Consider the following 18,946-nt stretch of genomic DNA (forward strand, 5'->3'; position numbering starts at 1 on the left):
CACTAAAATTGTAAACCCATTTCAGGAAAATAAAAATCCTGTAAATCAATTAAAGGATTAAAACTAAAACTGTAAACTTTTTTTAGGACGATACAAAGATCGTCATTCCCCTCCTTTGGAGGGGTGCCCAAAGGGCGGGGTGGTTAAAACAAAATACCTATCGATATCGTGTCCTAAAGTCAGTCTATAAGATATTTAGCTTAATTAGTTTCTTTAATAATTGATATCAATTCATCACGTTTAAACTGGCGAAGTTCTGCTACGCTTCTGGCCTTTGAAACTTCGCAAGTTGATTCGACTTACGAAGCTTTGTTGGCTTGTGAGAGGGAATTAAGATCGTCATTCCCCTCCTTTGGAGGGGTGCCCAAAGGGCGGGGTGGTTAAAACAAAATACCTATCGATATCGTGTACTAAAGTTAGTCTATAAGATATTTAGCTTAATTAGTTTCTTTAATATTGATATCAATTCATCACGTTTAAACTGACGAAGTTCTGCTACGCTTCTGGCCTTTGAAACTTCGCAAGTTAATCCAACGGCTGAATATGTTCTCCCATACTTTTAACATTTAAACTTCGTAAGTTATTAATCAAACTTCTCTATCTCTGCAACCAGTTCCCTTACTTTTTCTTCAGAAGTTAATTCATATCGATACTCATCTTCAATACTTCCCATTTTGGCCGTTACATTCCGGTATTCCATCTTACTTTCTACAAATGCTTTCGCAGATGCATGAAAATCGGTTGCGCCGGTTTTAAGATAAAGTTCTTTGATATTCCCGGCATTGATACCAGCACCAGGCATAATGGTGATTCTTCCGTTTGCCTGTTTAATAAGTTTAGCCAGTTGATTTATTCCTAAATAAGCAGACGAAGCACCACCAGAAGATAACACACGAACGATTCCCATTCCAATCAAATCTTCCAGTGCTTTTTCCATGTCATTACACATATCAAAAGCCCTGTGAAAAGCAACTTTCATAGGCTTTGCCAGTTCTATAAGTTCCTGACATCTGGTTATATCTACACTACCATCTTCCTTAAGTATTCCAATAACAACCCCTTCACAATTTAATGATTTACAGATTTTTACATCCTCTTTCATTAAGTTAAATTCTAATTCAGAATATAGAAAATCTCCGCCCCGTGGACGAATAATCGGCCATATGGCGATGTTTAAATTTTGCTTTGCCAGTTTAATTTGCCCATAACTTGGCGTTGTACCGCCTTCAGCTAAATTATCACAAAATTCTACACGCTTGGCGCCACCAAGTTGAGCGGCCACAGCAGATGTATATGAGTTCGCACAAACTTCTAAAATCCCCGACATGCTATTCTTGATTATCCTCATTTACCGGACCAAGCACTTTCCAACCAGAGGCTGATTTATAGGTATTCAACTTTTGAATGGAGATACCGCCGTCAGGAAACCAACAGACTTCAGTAATGATATAATGTGAATCATCAATTTTTTCTCTTACAGGAAAGGCATTTTGTAGATCGGAGAACTTTGGAAAACCATGTTCTTCAATATTATTGATAAATGATAGTTCTAAAACTTCAGCAGTATTGGTAACCATCTCATCATCAATATCCATTGATAATGTTGAAAGCATGATTTTGGCCTCTTCTTTAAAATCTTTACAGGCAAGTGCTGCTTCTAAATCCTGTTCATCATAAGCTTTTTCAAGGGATAGAATGGCTCCTTCAGGTGTTTCAAAATCTGTTTTAAAATGGTCGACACCTTCATCTATGTATAAACCAATACTCTCATCGAACTGTGCTTTATCTGCATCAGGAATCCCATCTCTAATGGCTCTGATCGTATATCCACCAATCAATCTGCCTTGTTCAATAATCATCCAGTCAGAAATATAATTCCTGTCGATCCCTATTTTTTGGTCAACCCGTACGGTTTTAACATCTACAGGCACATTACCAATTACGCCAAACAGGTTTCCAGATTCATCAAAACTCGGATCAATAAGCCAGATATGCTCGCTGATTTCACCATCCATGATTTTCACTTTAATAGAAAAATAAGTTTGGTGGCTTTTGGGCTGATTCAAACTTTCTTCGAAATACCAAAGCGTTAAATTGGCTTTTTCAATGGCCCAGTTCATTCCTTCGTCTTCCTCTGGAATGTACACCATAGTAGGTTCGCCTTTACGTTCTGCTACGTTTTTTTTTCCAAAAATTTTAGATAGTAAACCCATTTGATATAAGCGTGTGTTTAAATAATTTAAAGATTAATAATAACTCTTTCCCTTGATTAATAAATCTTGTTTTTCAGCATTGCATACGGCATAGCTAAATCCTTGCTGGATAGCATATGCTCCATACTCACCTTTTTTATTGATGGCCAGGAAACCAACCTGAATATTTTTAGCCGTTTCCGGTTTCTTTTTGATGATGCGCATTACAGCCTCTTTACACGCAGCTTCAGGGGTATAGCCTTGTCTCATGAGTTCAACCACGAGAAATGAACCCACATTCCGAATCACTTCTTCGCCAACACCTGTTGAAGTTGCACCACCTACCTCATTATCTACAAATAAACCTGCGCCAATAATCGGACTATCGCCAATTCTGCCATGAAGTTTATAAGCCATACCGCTAGTGGTACAGGCACCAGAAATATTTCCTTTAGCATCAATGGCCAACATGCCAATAGTATCATGATTGTATTGGTTTCCTGGCAATTTTTGAGGAGCAGCCTGATCATAATGCCTATTCTCAATATTCATTACGGGTTCGTATTTTGCCGCTTTTAACCATTCTTTCCAGGCCTTTTCACTGGATGGTGTGAGCAAATTTTCTTTTTTAAATCCCTGCTCTAAAGCGAATTGTAAAGCACCATCTCCAGCCAACATCACATGCGGTGTTTTTTCCATTACTTTTCGAGCAACAGATATAGGATGTTTAATATGTTCTAAAGCCAGAACGGCACCGCAATTACCCAATTCATCCATAATACAGGCATCCAGTGTTACCTTACCATCTCTATCTGGCAAACCACCGTAACCAACGGTTTGATTTTTTTCATCTGCTTCCGGAACCCAAACACCTTGCTCTACAGCATCTAAAGATCTGCCTCCCTTTGACAATACTTTCCATGCATCGGCGTTGGCTGCAATTCCAAAATCCCAGGTAGAGATAACGATGGGTAAATTTTTTGCCTGACCGGGCGAAGCTGGAATGGCGTTGGCAATACTGGTTTTATCTATAGCCAGTAATCCGGCAGAAAGGGCAGAGGCTTTTATAAATTTACGTCTGTTAAACATTTATATTAAATTTAGATTTTTTGTTAAGGTTAAAGAATAGTGAATTGATCTGCATCCCTTAAAAAGGGAAACTGACGCCTGATTTTGACTAATTCTTCGTAATTAATGGTCACGGTATACATGTCTTCATCTTCCGGCTTATAATAAACGGTATTACCAGAAGAATCTATCACCATTGAATGACCGCCATGATAAACCTGGTTACCATCATGTCCTACCCGGTTTACGCCAATCACATAACTCTGATTTTCTATGGCCCTAGCCGGAATGAGCGCTTTCCAATGTGCCGAACGTCGATCTGGCCAACTGGCTACTAAAAGCAGGATATCATATTCTTCATTAATATTTCTTAGCCATACCGGAAAACGTAGATCATAGCATATGGCCAATCTGATTTTCCAGCCTTTCAATTCAACAATAAGCTTGTTTTCACCTGAACTGAAATTTTCATCTTCATCACCCATACCAAATAAATGACGCTTATCGTAATATTGGTGTTCGCCATCTTTATCCATCCAGATTAGCCGGTTAAAATAGTGGCCATTATCCTTTATGATTAAACTTCCGGTGACTACGCAATTGTATAATGCAGCTGTTTTCTGCATCCATTGCATGGTAGGGCCGCCCATTTCTTCAGCTAAAGCTTCTGCATTCATGCTGAAACCACTGTTAAACATTTCTGGCAGAATAATTAAATCTGTTTTCTCCCTAACGCCCATAGACAGTCTAAGAGCAAGGTTAACCAGATTTTTTTCTATATTTTCCCAAAATAGATAGGCTTGAAAAATGGTTACTTTCAGATTTTCTATTTTAGTGTAGATAGGTGCTTCCATATGTTTTTGGTTTGCAAAATGTTAAACATTCTTTAATTTTTCTGCGGCTAAAGCAAGGGTTGAATTTTCTTTAGCAAAACAGAAGCGGATGATTTTATGGTCAGTTGCTTTTTGATAAAAAGCGGAAACGGGGATGCTGGCCACGCCAAATTCTTTAATAAGCCTGATGCTGAAATCAGTGTCTTTTTCATCACTAATCTTTGCATAACTCACACATTGAAAATAGGACCCTTTACAGGGAAGTAGTTCGAAACGGCTTTCGCTTAAAAGTGTTCTAAAATAATTTCTTTTTTGTTCAAAAAAAGTGCCTATCTGATGATAATGATTGGAGTCTTGAAGATATTGCGCAATGGCTTGTTGCATGGCACTATTAACGCTGAAAACGTTAAATTGGTGTACTTTTCTGAATTCTTTCATCAACAATTCAGGAGCAAGGCAATAACCCATTTTCCAACCTGTTGCATGTAAGAGCTTTCCGAAAGAGGCTACAATAAAACTTCTTTCTTTCAATTCCGGATAAAGCATCACACTATTGTGTTTTTCTCCATCATAAATCAGATGTTCATAAACTTCATCACTCAGAATTAAAACATCTGTACCGCTGATGAGTTTAATCAGCGATTTCATATCTTCATCTGATAAAATACTGCCTGTAGGGTTTTGCGGAGAATTTAAAATGATCATTCTCGTTCTTGACGTGAATAGTTTTTTAACCATATCCCAATCAATTCCATAGCTTGGTGGACTTAGCTCATACGTTTTCACTAATCCACCTAAAAGTCTTACTGTTGGTGCGTAACAATCGTATGCAGGCTCGAAAATAATGACTTCATCGCCTGAATTGATTATTGCAGTTAAAGCGGTAAAAATTGCCTGAGTACCACCTGCCGTAACAGTTATTTCAGTCTCTGGATCATATTTTACCTGATACAAACTTTCTACTTTTTGAGCAATGGTTTCATTCAGCAAATGATTACCAGTCATCGGTGCATATTGGTTAAATCCATCTTTCATGGCTTTGTTAACCAGTTCTACAAGTGTTGGGTCACAGGGATAATCAGGAAATCCCTGCGATAAATTAATGGCATGGTGCGCTGTCGCAAGCTTTGACATTACAGAAAAAATGGTAGTGCCTACGCCAGGAAGTTTTGATTGTATATTTAACATGTTATAAGCGAAAATAGCAAAAAAAGCTTAAAAAAGCTTTCTTATTTTCGCCTATGGTATTGTAATTAGTGTTTAAGTTCTTTAAAATAAACCTGTTATCATCAGTATTATTAAAGTTGCTATTCTTTGCCTGTAGAACTATTAATCGAGGCATTAATGTGCCACCACTGCAGCAGCATCTGCAGATACTTCAATTTCACTTTTGATCAGCTTTCTTCCGACTAATAAACACAACATGGCAATGAGTGCTGCTGCTGTCATTACCAAAGGCATGGGCACAACAGAATGTTCACTGAATAAACTTACTACTACTGAAGCTAGCGCACCGAGTCCCATTTGTAAGGCACCCATAAGAGCCGAAGCACTTCCTGCGTTTTTACTAAAAGGTGCCAATGCTAAAGCCGCCGCATTTGGGTTAATAAATCCAAGGCAGGAAAGAAATAATGCAATAAAACCAAGTGTGAGGTATAAGTTTAACCAATCATTCAAAGCAAAAATGAGAAAGATTAAACTGAATATACATTGAGCAGTTAAAGCCCAGGTGACAATCTTTTTACTGCTGAACCATTTTAAAATTAAACTGTTTAATTGGCTTGATCCGATAAAGGCAACGGAAAGCAAAGCGAAAATCCATCCATAACCCGTTTTGGTTACCTCATAAATTTTCATAAAAACTGTAGGGGAAGATGACACATAAGCAAACAAACCAGAAAAAGTGATGGAACTGATTAAAGCATAAGTAGAGAACTGTGGCTCTTTTAAAACGGTTAAAAAGCTGTTTAAAATTGGCTTCGGCTTTAAAGAATAGTTTGGATCTGGTTTATAACTTTCTGGTAACTTAAATATAGAGGCTAACAGCATTAAAATGGCCATAAAACCCAGAAAAACAAATACGTATTTCCAGCTTAATGTAGATATTAAATAACCGCCTGCCGTAGGTGCCAGCATTGGTGAAACGGCAATTACAAGCATCAGAGAAGCAAAAACCTTTGGACTTTCTTCCACGGTAAAAAGATCACGAACCATGGCTATTGACGCTACAGCCGTGGCGCAACTACCAATGGCCTGCACAAAACGTAAAACGATAAGCTGATTCACATCAGTTACGGCGAGGCAAAGAAATGAAGAGAAAATATAAAGTGCCAAACCAAAGTAAAGTGGTTTTTTCCTCCCGAATTTATCTAGTAGTGGTCCGTAAAGTAATTGTCCGGCAGAGATACCAATAAAAAATGCCGATAAAGAAAGCGCTACTGAAGATTCACTTGTTTTTAAATCTTTTGCGATATCAACAAAGCCCGGCAAATACATATCAATTGAAAATGGGCCTAATGTCGCCAAAGAACCTAGAATTAAAATGAGGTAGATTTTTTTTTGCTTAGCCATATAATGATGAGTTTTCCGAGGCGCAAAGATTGTCAGATTTATGCGCTTAACCTATTTTTGAAGTCGAATGATTGTAAAAAGATAAACAGTTATAAAATTTAACGGTCGAAATCGTTATTCTGATTTGAATTATATTTAGATTTATAGTCTATGACTTTTAAAACCAAAGAAAGCCGCTTGTTCCTTGTACTGGGATGTTTTTTCGTTGCAAATGCAATACTATCTGAGTTTATTGGTGTAAAATTGTTTAGTGTAGAGGATACCCTAGGTATTAAAAAGTTTGATATCAACTTATTAGGAGTTAAAAACCTCTCCTTTGTGATGTCAGCTGGCGTGCTTACCTGGCCTATTATATTTATTATGACAGATATCATCAATGAATATTTTGGGGTAAAGCAGGTTCGCTTTCTTTCCATACTGACCTCAATTCTTATTGCTTTTGCTTTCCTGGTGGTTTGGGGTTCGATGCATTTGAGTGCAGCTGATTTCTGGGTACACCAAAATATTAACGGGGAAGATTTAAACATGAACAACGCCTTTGCAGGCATCTTTGGTCAGGGTATGTGGATCATTGTTGGGTCTATTATCGCCTTTATTGTTGGCCAGCTGGCTGATGTTTTGATCTTTCACCGCATTAAAAAGATAACTGGAGAGCGGGCACTATGGTTACGGGCTACAGGCTCAACGGTAGTTTCACAGTTAATTGATAGTTTTGTTGTGATATTTATAGCTTTTTATCTCAATCCACAATATCATTACAGCTGGAAGATGGTTGCAGCTATCGGCCTGGTTAATTATACGTATAAATTCATCGTTGCCATTTTAATGACACCTATTTTATATGTAGTCCACCTGATTATTGACAGCTATTTAGGAAAGGATTTATCAAAAAAACTAACGGAAATGGCAGGGCGAGGATAGGTCTAAATCAATCAAGATAATGAAGAAAAAATATTTTGGAATTGTTATATTACTTTCAGTAATAGCTTGTTCGGGCAAAAAGGACAAAAAAGAAAATTCAACGCTTAATATTCAAGGGACATGGGAATTAATTTCATCCGAAATCATTGAGAATGGAAAAAGCCGATTCACACCTTTCTCTGGTGAGCAAAAGATGATTAAAATAATTAACGGCACACATTTCGCATTTTTAAAATATAGCCTTAATCCAAAAGACAGCAGTAGTTTTGATGCTGGTGGAGGATCTTATACCTTAAACCAGCATGATTATACAGAACATCTTGATTATTATAAAGATAAAAAGTGGGAGGGTAACACCTTTAAATTTAAAATCACCCTAAATAAGGATACACTCATTCAAAAAGGAGTGGAGAAGGTAGAAGAGGCAAACATTGATCGGGTGATTATTGAAAAATATATCAGGGCGAAGCCTAATAGGTAAAAACACAAAGGTCGGAATCGCTCCGACCTTCATGCTTAACAACAAAACAAATAAAAAAAATTAATCTAAAAATGCTTATAGAGTAGCAAGTTCTTCTGCAAAAACATTTTCTGCAACTTGTTCCTGTTTGTAAATCTGCCTGCCGGTATAAGCAATAAATACGCTTGTATCCAGAAGCAGATCACGGTTTTTAATCAGGTTCTCTAACTTAACCGTACCAGTTACATACTTAAAACTACTGGCAGCATAGCGCTCACTAATTTCATCAAACTCTAATAGCGTAATCAGGTCTTCATCGGCATAGCGTAGGTAAATTTCAAGCAGAATATTTTCAGTATGTTTAACTCCATTTTCGGAGTGATATTTTTTATACTCATAACGATAATCGTATCGTAAAGCTGCAATATCAGATAGCACAGCCGCACCAGTGGGGTGACCACCAGCACCTTTTCCAAAGAAAAATTGTTTATCGGCAAATGCAGCCTGAACAGTTACCGCATTGTATTCATTTTCTACATTATACAGGAAATCATCTTTTGCTACAAGCTTTGGCAATACATATGTAACGATGTCCTTCTTATTAACTTTACGGGCTGTAGGAACCAGTTTTATTTTGAAATTCTTTTCGCGGGCGTACTTAATGTCATTAGCGGAAAGGTTTTGAATACCAATATTTAAAATAGCATCCGGATTTACAAATAAACCATAGGCGTGAGCAGTGGCAATAGCAAGTTTATATTTTGGATCATAACCTCCTACGTCTAAAATTGGATCAGTCTCTGCAAAACCCAGGTCTTGTGCTTCTTTTAAAGCCGCATCATAACTTTGATTTTCATTAAAAATCTTGGATAAAATGTAATTTGATGATCCATTAAAGATGCCGCTTAGTGCATGAAAGAGTTCGTTATCATAATACTCCTCCAAATTTCTAATGATTGGAATACTTCCACACACAGCACCTTCATAAAGTAAAGAGGTACCATGCTTTTGCTGTAATTCAACCAATTCTTTTAAATGCGTGGCGATCATTTTTTTATTCGCAGAAACCACATTTTTGCCGTTCTTTAAAGCCGTAGTTACAATCTCATAGGCGGCATCAGCATCATTAATCAGTTCTACAACTGTATTGATTTCTGAATTGTTCAGAATCTCATTGCGATCTGTCGTAAATAAATGTTTATCAAGCGTACGTTTCTTCTTTGGGTCTTTTATGGCGATTTTTATAATTTCCAAATTGAGGTTTTGACTTTGGATAATATCTAATAATCCTTGTCCTACCACTCCAAAACCAAATAAACCGATTTTTAAATTCTTACTCATGTTCTTATTGTATCAAGTAGCTGGAATGAAGTATCAAGACTGAACTTTATTATTCGCTACGATTGTTTTATATTTTAAATTATGGCGTTAAGCGTGCTCCGCTTTAAGCGGTATGTTGTAACTTAATAATTTTCCGATTTCTGCTTTCTTTAATAAATGTTCCGATTATATTGGTCAAGGCATTGGTTTCGATTAGAAAACCATCATGACCATATGCTGAATGGATCGCAGCAAACTGTGCATCCTTAATATGGTCTGCAAGGTATTTTTGCTCCGATAACGGAAACAGAAAATCATTTTCAATTCCAATGACCAAAGTATTCGCTGTAATTAGTTTCAAAGCTTCAGCAATACTCTTTCTATTGCGACCTACATTATGGCTATCCATTGCTTTAGATAAGTAATAATAACTATAGGCGTTAAAACGATTGATCAATTTTTCTCCCTGGTAATTTTGATATGAAGAAGCACGGAAATGATCCGTTTTATCATTTACACTTTCTACCTGTGTATTGCCGTAAGCATTGTAGGTTCTGTAACTTAAAAGGGCAATGCTTCGGGCCGTTTTTAAGCCTTTACTGCCGCCATCAGGGCGATTGGCATAAAAGGTTCTGTCGGTGGTAATCGCCAATCGCTGACTTTCATTGAAAGCGATTCCCCAGGGCGAATGAACTGCATTTGTAGCTACCAAAATGAGATTTTCAATGCGCGAAGGTTCGATAATTCCCCATTCTACAGCTTGTTGTCCACCCAAAGAGCCACCAATTAAAAGTTTAATCGAATCTATGCCTAAATGGTTGGCCAGCAACTGATGTGCAGATACGAAATCGCGAATGGTAAATTGTGGAAAAGACAGATAATAAGGCAAGCCAGTTACTGAATTTGTGCTTAATGGATTAGTGGTGCCATAATTGGAACCCAAAACATTAGCGCAAATGATATAGTGATCCTCTGGATTAAACAATGCGTTTTCCCCGAACAACCCTTCCCACCATTCGAATACATCTGCATTGGCCGTTAACGCATGACACACCCAAATCACATTGTCTTTATTGGCATTTAGCTGACCATAAGTTTGATAGGCGATTTGCAGATTGCGAATTTTCTTACCACTTTCTAATTTAAATTGTTTGGGATAATGATATGTTGATGCTGTGCTCATTATAAAATCGTAATGTCGTAATTAAAAATCGGAGTATTAAGCTTGTAGTGATTCCTGATTAAGGTGAGCACCAATCGCTGCAAAAGCCTGTTCGAAATCTGCTTTTATATCATCGATATGTTCAATACCCACTGAAACCCTCAGTGCATTTGGTTTCACGCCTGCTGCCAATTGTGCTTCATCACTTAATTGCTGGTGTGTTGTAGCTGATGGTTGAATGATTAAAGTTTTGGCATCACCAACATTAGCTAAATGAGAAACCAGTTTCAAACTATCAATAACCTGAGAAGCGTTTTCCTTACTGCCATTTAATTCAAATGATAATACGCCACCAAAGCCATTACTTAGGTATTTCTTAGCCAAATTATGGTATGGGCTGCTGGTTAAACCAGGATAATGAACTTCCTTAACCAAAGGATGATTTTCCAGCCAGGTTGCCAGTTCCAGGGCATTATCTACGTGGCGCTGCACACGGAGTGATAAGGTTTCTAAACCTTGCAATAAAAGGAAAGAATTAAAAGGAGATAGGGCAGGCCCCAGGTCTCTTAAGCCTTCTACCCGTGCACGTATAATAAATTGAATGTTACCAAAAGGTCCTCCGATGCCAAAAACATCATTAAAAACCAATCCATGATAACCTTCAGATGGTTCGGTGAATTGGGTAAATTTTCCATTACCCCAGTTGTAATTTCCGCCATCAATGATCACACCACCAATACTTGTTCCATGTCCGCCTATCCATTTAGTAGCAGATTCTACCACGATGTTTGCTCCATGTTCTAATGGTTTAAATAAATAACCACCTGCACCAAAAGTATTATCTACAATGAAAGGAATATCATGTGTTCTTGCAATAGCCGCTATTTTCTCAAAATCAGGAATACTAAAAGCAGGGTTGCCAATCGTTTCCAAATAGATGGCTTTGGTTTTGTCCGTTATTTTTTGTTCAAACTCTTCAGGTACATCTGGATTTGCAAAATCAACCTGAATGCCCAATCGCTTAAAGGCAACTTTAAACTGATTGTAAGTTCCACCATATATATGAGATGAGGAAACAATTTGGTCGCCAGCTTCTAATATATTATGAAGTGCAATAAATTGAGCGGCCTGACCAGATGCTACCGCAAGTGCCGCAACACCGCCTTCTAAAGCGGCAATTCTTTTCTCAAAAACATCTGTGGTTGGATTCATTAAACGGGTATAGATGTTTCCAAATTCCTTTAATGCGAAAAGATTGGCCCCGTGTTCTGCATTTTTAAATCCGTATGAAGTGGTTTGATAAATAGGTACTGCTCTTGAACCTGTTGTTGGATCTATTTCCTGACCGGCATGTAACTGTAAGGTTTCAAATTTATATGGTGTTGACATTTTCTTATGGTTTGAGTGAATATTTGAATGAATTGAGTTGATTTAGCAAATACCGTAAATCATAGCAGGCGTCGTATCCCGATCTATCGGGACCTTCCAATTTGAAAAATAAACAAGAGAGGAAGATTTTTAAATTACCGTATGCGACAACACATACGAGTAATGGGCATCATATCACAGCAAATAAAAGAAGTAGCCAAAATTTCTACCTGTTTTAATTTCAGACTTAGGTCGCCTTGCGATTGAAAATTTAAAGTATTCATCAGTTAAAATTTATATCACCAAATAACACCATGTTATCCGGTCAGGAATTGGCACCTTCTCTTTCTGAGGGTTGCCAGTGGGTCACGGAGCCAGTCTCTCGCCACTTCTTTATAAATCAATCTGATTTAGATTGACTTTTATTTAGTGATCTACCAAATAATATTCCAAATGTCTGAAATAATTTTTGAACAACAAAATTAAATTCTGAATTTTTATAAAAAAAACCTAATTGAGCCTTTATTCTTAAAACTATTATTCGATTAAATTTATTTAACATTAAAATTTTATGTTTGTGTAAACCATCTCATCTATATGAAAAACGCTAAAATGATCTGCCTGGCCCTTTCACTCGCCATGGCAAGTATGACTACCGTTAACGCTCAGTTCGGCGGATTAAAAGACAAATTACTAAAAGTTGGAACTGCACAGGGCGCTAAAGCCTTAGGTGTAGATAAATTTCTAAAACAACCAGGTGCAATCACGACCAGTTTTGAAGATGTAAACCGTGAGGGAGAAATGATGCCAGATTTTAAAGCAACACTCAAAGCACAACCGCTTTATCTTTTACCAAAGAATCCAGAGGGGGGATACTTGCTTTGTGAAGGCCTTTATGAAATGACAAACAAAAGCTATTGTTTAATGGCAGGTACCTTTGCACCATCAAAAGGGGATGGTTATATGTTTGCACCAGTGTTGGGATCAAAAGAAGAAGTTGTGATTGCCATCCTTAAAAGTGCAGAAAAGCATCCTGAGGTAGAACAACATGATATCCAGGCATTGTTATGGACCATTATTGCACGTACCAAATTCGCCAGTTATAACGGACAAGTAAAGGTTACTGCATTAAAATTATTAACGCCAAAACAAATTACCATGTTAGAGGGTGGTGCTTTAGGCGTACTTCCTTTTGATGTAATGGAAAAAGCCAAAGACCAGTTGCCTTCTGGTTTAAAAGCAGTTTTCGAAGCCGAAAATAATATTCGCCAACTCGTTTCCTCAGGAAATTATACTTATGCTGATCTGGAACGGTATGCGATTGTTGCTGGTATGGCACCACAAAGAGCAGATGTGCCTAGCGGCATCTGGACTAAGCATCCAGATGGATACTATGTGCGTTATTTCCCTTCTGGCTATTCCATTACACGCGTTCAGGTCTATGTACCTAAAGAAATAATGGCCAGTGGTAATAAGTTGGTTTATGATGCAGCAGGTGATATTGCTTGCCCTGCAAATACGGGTTCACAGCGTCTGGCACAAACAAATGAGCCACTAAACGCTAACTATTCTACGAAGTTGGTTACCGTTTGTAATCCGAAGTAGTATTATTCTTTAGCTTTGTTATGTTGAGGAATGAAGAATCTGTTTTATAGATTGCAGATTCTTCGTTCCTTAGAATGACAGTATAATCAGAGTTGCCGCTTAAGTAAAGGCAACTCGATCAAGTAGTATTATTTTTTAACTTTGTCATTCTGAGGAACGAAGAATCTGTTTCATAGGTGCAGATTCTTCGCTCCTTAGAATGACAGTATAATCAGAGTTGCCGCTTAAGTAAACGCAACTCATTCAGTTCAAATATTTAGCTTCGCTGAGCACCTAGTGGTTCTCCACTTTAGTCGAAATACTGATATAAATTACCCTAAGGCCTGTTCCAGATCTGCAATAATATCATCAACATGTTCCAGTCCGACTGAAATCCTCAACAAATTTTTAGGCGTTTTACTATCCGGACCTTCCACAGAATAACGGTGTTCAATTAAGCTTTCTACACCACCTAAACTTGTTGCCTGTGCAAATAATTTTACTTTATTCACTACCAGTCTGGTGGCATCAACATCACCCTTAACTAAAAAAGACATCATCCCGCCAAAATCTTTCATTTGCTTTTTCGCAATTTCATGTTGAGGATGGGTTTCCAATCCGGGATAAAAAACAGCTTCTACATTTGGATGTTTATCCAGAAACTCAGCTACTCTTTTTCCATTTTCACAATGTCCTTTCATGCGATAAGCCAAGGTTTTAATACTTCTGCAAAGTAAAAAGCAATCAAATGGAGAAGGCACGGCTCCACCCGTTTGTTGGATATTTTTGATTTTTTCCCAAAGCTCATCTTTTTTAGCTGTCACTAAAATTCCACCTAATATATCGCTATGGCCACCAAGATACTTTGTGCTGCTATGCATGATCAGATCTGCGCCCAGCAAAATGGGGTTTTGTAAGATAGGAGAGGCAAAAGTACTGTCGCAAACCAATGTAGCCTGGTTTGCTTTGGCTATTTTAGAAATTTCCTCAATGTCAGTAACCTTTAGTAAAGGATTAGATGGTGTCTCGATCCAGATTACTTTAGTATTTGGCTTTACAGCTGATTTGATCAGGTTTAAATCAGTTTGATCAACAAAATCAAATTCCAGTGTTTCATGATAAATGGTAAGCAGCTGCTTTTTAATTCCCCAATACATATCATCTGGAGCGATGATGTGACTACCAGGTTTTAGCGCCTGAAACAAAGCCATGCCACAATAATTGCCTGAAGCGAAAGCTGCAGCATCTTCGCCATATTCCAATTTCGCTACAGTATTTTCTAAAGCAGACCTGTTTGGATTACTCACACGGCTGTACATATGACCACCAGGATATCCACCGTTTTCATCCCGAAAGAAAGTTGTAGATAAATTTATGGGTGGTGTAACATCACCGGTTGTGTTTTTTACAAGATTAGAGGCGTGAATAGCAAGGGTTTCGGGTTTCATAACGATTCTTTTTAAGGTAGATTAATCTGGTGGCAATTTAATAATTTAGTGTTAAAATAAAATTCAAAATTGTTTTGGCAAGATTTATGTATCTGTTTTCTCAAAATTAAAAAAAACTAAAATGAAAAGATTATTTATAGCTATTGCGATAGTATGTTCTACTTTGATCATGTTACAAAGTTGTTCTTCAACTAAAAATGCTACAACAGGTATTAATGGTGGAAGAGGTACAATTACTGGTACATGGGTATTAAACAACGTAACCTTAGAAGGTCTTCCTGATCAAGCCGTTCAAGGTTTATTTGGTGAAAAATCTTATAAATGTTTCCAAGGCAGTACCTGGAAATTAACCAATAGCGGAAATGGCTCTTATACATTGCCTGCATCAAGTACTTGTGGTTCAGTGATGCAAACCATATTCTGGTCTGCAACGCCTTCAGAAGAAACTTTTCAATTCAAAAAAATATTTGAAGGTGACAAAGCTAAAAACGTAACTGAAGGTTACCGTTTGGTTTTAACTCAATTATCTAAAGGCAATATGGTGATGAAATCTCCAATCGAGTTTGGTGGCAAAACAGCAAATATCGTTTTGACGTTTTCACCAGCAGCAAATTAAACATTACCTACGAAAAACATATATTGAGAGCACTTCCGAAAGGAGGTGCTTTTTTTTTATTGGTTCAATGGTTCATTAATCATTGGTTATTAGTTGGGCATTAAGTCAAATGTAAATCTTCTTTATTTTTAAATAAAATTTAGGCGTTGAGTTGAAGTACCTGAGAAATGATTAATGAACTCATAGCTATATCGAACCAATAATGTCCGTTTGTTACAAGAAAATGATTTTCAAATCGCCTCAATATTGTATTTTTGTCTAAAATAAATCAGGAATGAATACAACTGAACAAGTTGAAAAAATATTAGCTGATACATCATTATCAACTGAATTACAAAACATAGCGTATAAAGTCCTTCATAAAGAACGTATTACTTTTAATGAAGGTGTTTACCTCTACGAGCACGCAGAATTAGGTTACTTGGGTGTTTTAGCCAATTTTATCAGGGAAGAAAAACATGGCGATAAAACCTATTTTAATCGAAATTTCCATTTGGAACCTACTAATCTTTGTGTTTACGATTGTAAATTTTGTTCTTATTCTCGCCTAATTAAACAAAAAGAAGAAGGCTGGGCTTTAACGATGCAGCAAATGCTTGATATCGTAAAGAAATACGACCATGAACCTGTAACTGAAGTACACATCGTAGGTGGTGTTTTACCGCAGTATGATGTCGCGTTCTATTCCGCACTGTTTACTGCAATTAGAGAACACCGTCCAGAATTACATGTAAAAGCCTTAACCCCAGTTGAATACCATTATATTTTCAAAAAGGCAAAAATAGATTATGCTACTGGTATGAAATTGATGAAGGATGCAGGCTTACAATCTATGCCAGGCGGTGGAGCCGAGATCTTCCATCCGGAAATCCGCGAGCAAATTGCCAAAGATAAATGTACCGGAGAGCAATGGTTAGCGATACATGAAGAATGGCATAAGTTAGGCATGAGAAGTAATGCCACCATGCTTTATGGTCATATTGAAAAATTTGAGCATCGGGTAGATCACATGGAAAAACTTCGTGAATTGCAAGATAAAACTGGTGGTTTCCAAACTTTTATTCCATTAAAATTTAGAAATCAAAACAACCAGATGAGCAATGTAGCTGAATCTTCTGTCATTGAGGATTTGAGAAACTATGCCATTGCACGAATTTATCTGGATAATTTTGACCATATCAAGGCTTACTGGGCAATGATTAGCAGGGAAACTGCACAATTATCATTAAATTATGGAGTAGATGATATTGATGGTACTTTAGATGATACCACTAAAATTTATTCTATGGCTGGAGCCGAAGAGCAAACGCCAGCAATGAGTACCAAAGAACTGGTCAATCTGATTAAACAAGTTGGCAGAATTGCAATTGAACGTGACACACTCTATAATGTGGTAACCGATTTTGAAAATGTTGTTTTTGAAGAAGAAAAAAAGCCACAATATTATAAGTTGCCCGTGGTAAATTAATTTTGAATGAATGAGTTTTGAATGAGTGAATACTTCACGGACCAAAATTCTATCATTCTAACTCAAAATCCAATCATTAAATGAAGAGTATTTATATTATACGCCACGGCGAAACGGAACTGAACAAACAAGGCATAGTACAAGGTAGGGGTATAAATTCTGATCTAAATGATACGGGCAGAGCGCAAGCTGAAGCTTTCTATCAACGATATAAAGACATTCGTTTTGATAAAGTATATACTTCAGATTTAAAACGTACCTGGCAAACTGTTCAAAAATTTATCGATTCTGGTTTACCATGGGAAAAACTTTCAGGCCTGGATGAATTGGCCTGGGGCGTTTGGGAAGGTCAGCCGAACAGTGAAAAAGCACGTGAAGCTTTTCGTAATATGTTAGAATCGTGGGAAAATGGTGATTATACTGCCCATTTTGATGGCGGTGAAAGTGTTCAGGATGTATATGAACGTTTAAAGCACCCAATGGAAGTACTGTCTACACGTCCTGAAGAAAAAACAGTTTTGCTTTGCATGCATGGACGAGCCATGCGTGTATTTCTCTGCCTATTGCTTGGGAAACCTTTAAGTGAAATGACCGAATTTCCTCATCAGAATACAGTTCTATATAAAATGGGTTTTGAAGATGGAAAGTTCTCCGTTCTTGAGTTTAATAGTGCCGTTCATTTGGATGGTTTAGTGATTGGATAATGCGCTAAAGCTTAGCGCAAAACATTAAAATAATACCTTGAATAAAATTAAAATATCGGCTGTTGCCTATACCAACACAAAAGCTTTTATATACGGATTGGAACATTCGGATATTATCAATAAAATCGATTTAAGTTTAGATATTCCTTCAGATTGTGCTGCTAAAGTAATTAGTGGTGAGGTAGATATGGGATTAATGCCCGTGGCTGCAATTCCATTGGTGCCTAATGCAAACATTGTCGCCGATTATTGCATAGGAAGTGATGGTGCGGTCAATTCGGTGTTTATATTTAGCAATGTCCCTATTGAGGAAATCAAAACATTAAAATTAGATGCGCATTCCAGAACATCAAATAATCTGGCTAAAGTTTTGCTGAAATTTTACTGGAAGAAGGAGGTTGATTTCACCACTGATCAAACGGTTGATACAGATGCTTTGGTATTAATAGGTGATAGAACTTTTGGCAAAAAAGATGACTTTGCTTTTGCTTATGATATGGGTGAAGAGTGGAAAAATTTCACCGGTTTGCCTTTTATGTATGCAGCCTGGGTAGCCAATAAAAAGATCTCTGATGAATTTAAAGCTGAGTTTAATGCGGCTTTAAAATTTGGTTTGGAACATCGAAATGAAGTATTAAAAGATTTACCAACCGTATCTAACTTCGATCTGAAAGATTACCTCTATGATAAACTCCAGTTTGATGCAACTGAAGAGCGGAAGCAAGCCATGAATTTATTTTTAAAATACATTGATCAACTGGAAAAAGTGGAGGCATAAAAAAAGGCAAATAAATTGCCTTTTATATTTCTAGTGTGTCTTAAGCTTTCCAGCAATCGTTTCCAGTTTACTTTTTAACTTCGAGATAGCGCCGCTTAGTGCCAAATCATAAGTGTTACCGAGGTTAGTTACGGCGATAGGTTCTTTACCAACTATTTTCGCTTCTAATAAACAACGTTTATCATCTAAACCATCTTTACTTCCATTTTCATCGGAAAGGTGTACTTCGATCCGCGTAAGTAAATCATCAAATCGGCCTAATCCATCTGTAATGGCACCTTTAATTTTTTCTTCGTATTCCTGGTGTATGGTTAAATTTTTGTCGGTGTTAAGTTGAATCGTCATAATTTTAATATTAAGGTTAAACTATATTTGATTAACAAACCGAACAACAAAACGTTTTAAATAGCAGCTGTATAATTGTAACCAATTGGTTATCAGATTGACTTTAAT

General features: G+C 37.1%; 18 protein-coding genes and 1 riboswitch. Of the genes, 7 read left to right on the plus strand and 11 right to left on the minus strand.

Annotated elements, in window-relative coordinates:
• Window positions 1–583: 583 nt before the first annotated feature.
• The 6 genes from EV200_RS15270 to EV200_RS15295 form a co-directional block, all read right to left on the minus strand.
• On the minus strand, window positions 584–1,327 hold the full coding sequence (locus EV200_RS15270) for a copper homeostasis protein CutC (RefSeq protein ID WP_132534148.1): 744 nt from the start codon (window positions 1,325–1,327) through the stop codon (window positions 584–586).
• 1 nt (window position 1,328) lies between these two features.
• Window positions 1,329–2,213 (minus strand): YegJ family protein, encoded by an 885-nt coding sequence (locus EV200_RS15275; RefSeq protein WP_132534150.1) that lies wholly within the window; start codon window positions 2,211–2,213, stop codon window positions 1,329–1,331.
• Between the two features lie 33 nt (window positions 2,214–2,246).
• Window positions 2,247–3,281: a N(4)-(beta-N-acetylglucosaminyl)-L-asparaginase gene (locus EV200_RS15280; protein ID WP_132534152.1), complete on the minus strand. Its 1,035-nt coding sequence runs from the start codon at window positions 3,279–3,281 to the stop codon at window positions 2,247–2,249.
• A gap of 29 nt (window positions 3,282–3,310) precedes the next feature.
• On the minus strand, window positions 3,311–4,114 hold the full coding sequence (locus tag EV200_RS15285; RefSeq protein WP_188754122.1) for a nitrilase family protein: 804 nt from the start codon (window positions 4,112–4,114) through the stop codon (window positions 3,311–3,313).
• Window positions 4,115–4,135: 21 nt separating this feature from the next.
• Window positions 4,136–5,281 (minus strand): methionine aminotransferase, encoded by a 1,146-nt coding sequence (locus EV200_RS15290; RefSeq protein ID WP_132534154.1) that lies wholly within the window; start codon window positions 5,279–5,281, stop codon window positions 4,136–4,138.
• Window positions 5,282–5,434: 153 nt separating this feature from the next.
• Window positions 5,435–6,664, minus strand: coding sequence for a multidrug effflux MFS transporter (locus tag EV200_RS15295; RefSeq protein ID WP_132534156.1), 1,230 nt, complete (start codon window positions 6,662–6,664; stop codon window positions 5,435–5,437).
• 150 nt (window positions 6,665–6,814) lie between these two features.
• Here EV200_RS15295 and EV200_RS15300 point away from each other — a divergent pair, with 150 nt between their 5' ends.
• Entirely contained in the window at window positions 6,815–7,585 is a 771-nt protein-coding gene (locus EV200_RS15300) for a queuosine precursor transporter (protein WP_132534158.1), read from the plus strand.
• A 19-nt stretch (window positions 7,586–7,604) separates the two neighbouring features.
• Window positions 7,605–8,066, plus strand: coding sequence for a hypothetical protein (locus EV200_RS15305; RefSeq protein WP_132534160.1), 462 nt, complete (start codon window positions 7,605–7,607; stop codon window positions 8,064–8,066).
• A gap of 75 nt (window positions 8,067–8,141) precedes the next feature.
• On the opposite strand, the gene EV200_RS15310 is transcribed toward EV200_RS15305, so the two are convergent.
• The 3 genes from EV200_RS15310 to EV200_RS15320 all read right to left on the minus strand — a co-directional run bounded on the left by EV200_RS15310 (window position 8,142) and on the right by EV200_RS15320 (window position 11,916).
• Window positions 8,142–9,386, minus strand: coding sequence for a homoserine dehydrogenase (locus EV200_RS15310; protein WP_132534162.1), 1,245 nt, complete (start codon window positions 9,384–9,386; stop codon window positions 8,142–8,144).
• Between the two features lie 103 nt (window positions 9,387–9,489).
• Entirely contained in the window at window positions 9,490–10,548 is a 1,059-nt protein-coding gene (locus EV200_RS15315) for a homoserine O-acetyltransferase family protein (protein ID WP_132534164.1), read from the minus strand.
• Between the two features lie 36 nt (window positions 10,549–10,584).
• A complete protein-coding gene (locus EV200_RS15320) occupies window positions 10,585–11,916 on the minus strand; it encodes an O-acetylhomoserine aminocarboxypropyltransferase/cysteine synthase family protein (RefSeq protein ID WP_132534166.1) in 1,332 nt (443 codons plus the stop codon).
• A gap of 270 nt (window positions 11,917–12,186) precedes the next feature.
• Window positions 12,187–12,297, minus strand: a riboswitch (SAM riboswitch).
• Between the two features lie 195 nt (window positions 12,298–12,492).
• Between EV200_RS15320 and EV200_RS15325 the strand changes: the two genes are divergently transcribed.
• Window positions 12,493–13,500: a hypothetical protein gene (locus EV200_RS15325; RefSeq protein ID WP_132534168.1), complete on the plus strand. Its 1,008-nt coding sequence runs from the start codon at window positions 12,493–12,495 to the stop codon at window positions 13,498–13,500.
• A gap of 311 nt (window positions 13,501–13,811) precedes the next feature.
• Here EV200_RS15325 and EV200_RS15330 read toward each other — a convergent pair whose 3' ends face one another.
• Complete coding sequence (locus EV200_RS15330; protein ID WP_132534170.1) at window positions 13,812–14,927, minus strand: trans-sulfuration enzyme family protein; 1,116 nt, start codon at window positions 14,925–14,927, stop codon at window positions 13,812–13,814.
• 121 nt (window positions 14,928–15,048) lie between these two features.
• On the opposite strand from EV200_RS15330, the gene EV200_RS15335 reads away from it, so the two are divergent.
• From EV200_RS15335 to EV200_RS15350, 4 genes are all read left to right on the plus strand, one after another.
• Window positions 15,049–15,543: a lipocalin family protein gene (locus EV200_RS15335; protein WP_229676850.1), complete on the plus strand. Its 495-nt coding sequence runs from the start codon at window positions 15,049–15,051 to the stop codon at window positions 15,541–15,543.
• Between the two features lie 274 nt (window positions 15,544–15,817).
• A complete protein-coding gene (gene mqnE / locus EV200_RS15340) occupies window positions 15,818–17,011 on the plus strand; it encodes an aminofutalosine synthase MqnE (RefSeq protein ID WP_132534172.1) in 1,194 nt (397 codons plus the stop codon).
• Window positions 17,012–17,091: 80 nt separating this feature from the next.
• Complete coding sequence (locus EV200_RS15345) at window positions 17,092–17,715, plus strand: histidine phosphatase family protein (RefSeq protein WP_132534174.1); 624 nt, start codon at window positions 17,092–17,094, stop codon at window positions 17,713–17,715.
• Between the two features lie 37 nt (window positions 17,716–17,752).
• On the plus strand, window positions 17,753–18,493 hold the full coding sequence (locus tag EV200_RS15350; RefSeq protein ID WP_132534176.1) for a menaquinone biosynthetic enzyme MqnA/MqnD family protein: 741 nt from the start codon (window positions 17,753–17,755) through the stop codon (window positions 18,491–18,493).
• Window positions 18,494–18,523: 30 nt separating this feature from the next.
• Here the strand turns inward: EV200_RS15350 and EV200_RS15355 are convergent, their stop codons facing one another.
• Entirely contained in the window at window positions 18,524–18,838 is a 315-nt protein-coding gene (locus tag EV200_RS15355; protein WP_132534178.1) for an HPF/RaiA family ribosome-associated protein, read from the minus strand.
• Between the last annotated feature and the right edge of the window lie 108 nt (window positions 18,839–18,946).

Origin of the sequence: Pedobacter psychrotolerans (genome assembly GCF_004340665.1) — a bacterium.
In the GTDB taxonomy this organism is placed as follows: domain Bacteria; phylum Bacteroidota; class Bacteroidia; order Sphingobacteriales; family Sphingobacteriaceae; genus Pedobacter; species Pedobacter psychrotolerans.

Excerpts from the sequence above, each read along its gene's own strand:
- EV200_RS15270 (WP_132534148.1), bottom strand. The coding sequence starts at position 1,327 with ATGTCGGGGATTTTAGAAGTTTGTGCGAACTCATATACATCTGCTGTG.
- EV200_RS15355 (WP_132534178.1), bottom strand. The coding sequence starts at position 18,838 with ATGACGATTCAACTTAACACCGACAAAAATTTAACCATACACCAGGAA.
- EV200_RS15300 (WP_132534158.1), top strand. The coding sequence starts at position 6,815 with ATGACTTTTAAAACCAAAGAAAGCCGCTTGTTCCTTGTACTGGGATGT.
- EV200_RS15320 (WP_132534166.1), bottom strand. The coding sequence starts at position 11,916 with ATGTCAACACCATATAAATTTGAAACCTTACAGTTACATGCCGGTCAG.
- EV200_RS15315 (WP_132534164.1), bottom strand. The coding sequence starts at position 10,548 with ATGAGCACAGCATCAACATATCATTATCCCAAACAATTTAAATTAGAA.
- EV200_RS15305 (WP_132534160.1), top strand. The coding sequence starts at position 7,605 with ATGAAGAAAAAATATTTTGGAATTGTTATATTACTTTCAGTAATAGCT.
- EV200_RS15295 (WP_132534156.1), bottom strand. The coding sequence starts at position 6,664 with ATGGCTAAGCAAAAAAAAATCTACCTCATTTTAATTCTAGGTTCTTTG.
- EV200_RS15330 (WP_132534170.1), bottom strand. The coding sequence starts at position 14,927 with ATGAAACCCGAAACCCTTGCTATTCACGCCTCTAATCTTGTAAAAAAC.
- EV200_RS15285 (WP_188754122.1), bottom strand. The coding sequence starts at position 4,114 with ATGGAAGCACCTATCTACACTAAAATAGAAAATCTGAAAGTAACCATT.
- EV200_RS15345 (WP_132534174.1), top strand. The coding sequence starts at position 17,092 with ATGAAGAGTATTTATATTATACGCCACGGCGAAACGGAACTGAACAAA.
- EV200_RS15310 (WP_132534162.1), bottom strand. The coding sequence starts at position 9,386 with ATGAGTAAGAATTTAAAAATCGGTTTATTTGGTTTTGGAGTGGTAGGA.
- EV200_RS15325 (WP_132534168.1), top strand. The coding sequence starts at position 12,493 with ATGAAAAACGCTAAAATGATCTGCCTGGCCCTTTCACTCGCCATGGCA.
- mqnE (WP_132534172.1), top strand. The coding sequence starts at position 15,818 with ATGAATACAACTGAACAAGTTGAAAAAATATTAGCTGATACATCATTA.
- EV200_RS15275 (WP_132534150.1), bottom strand. The coding sequence starts at position 2,213 with ATGGGTTTACTATCTAAAATTTTTGGAAAAAAAAACGTAGCAGAACGT.
- EV200_RS15280 (WP_132534152.1), bottom strand. The coding sequence starts at position 3,281 with ATGTTTAACAGACGTAAATTTATAAAAGCCTCTGCCCTTTCTGCCGGA.
- EV200_RS15290 (WP_132534154.1), bottom strand. The coding sequence starts at position 5,281 with ATGTTAAATATACAATCAAAACTTCCTGGCGTAGGCACTACCATTTTT.
- EV200_RS15335 (WP_229676850.1), top strand. The coding sequence starts at position 15,049 with ATGAAAAGATTATTTATAGCTATTGCGATAGTATGTTCTACTTTGATC.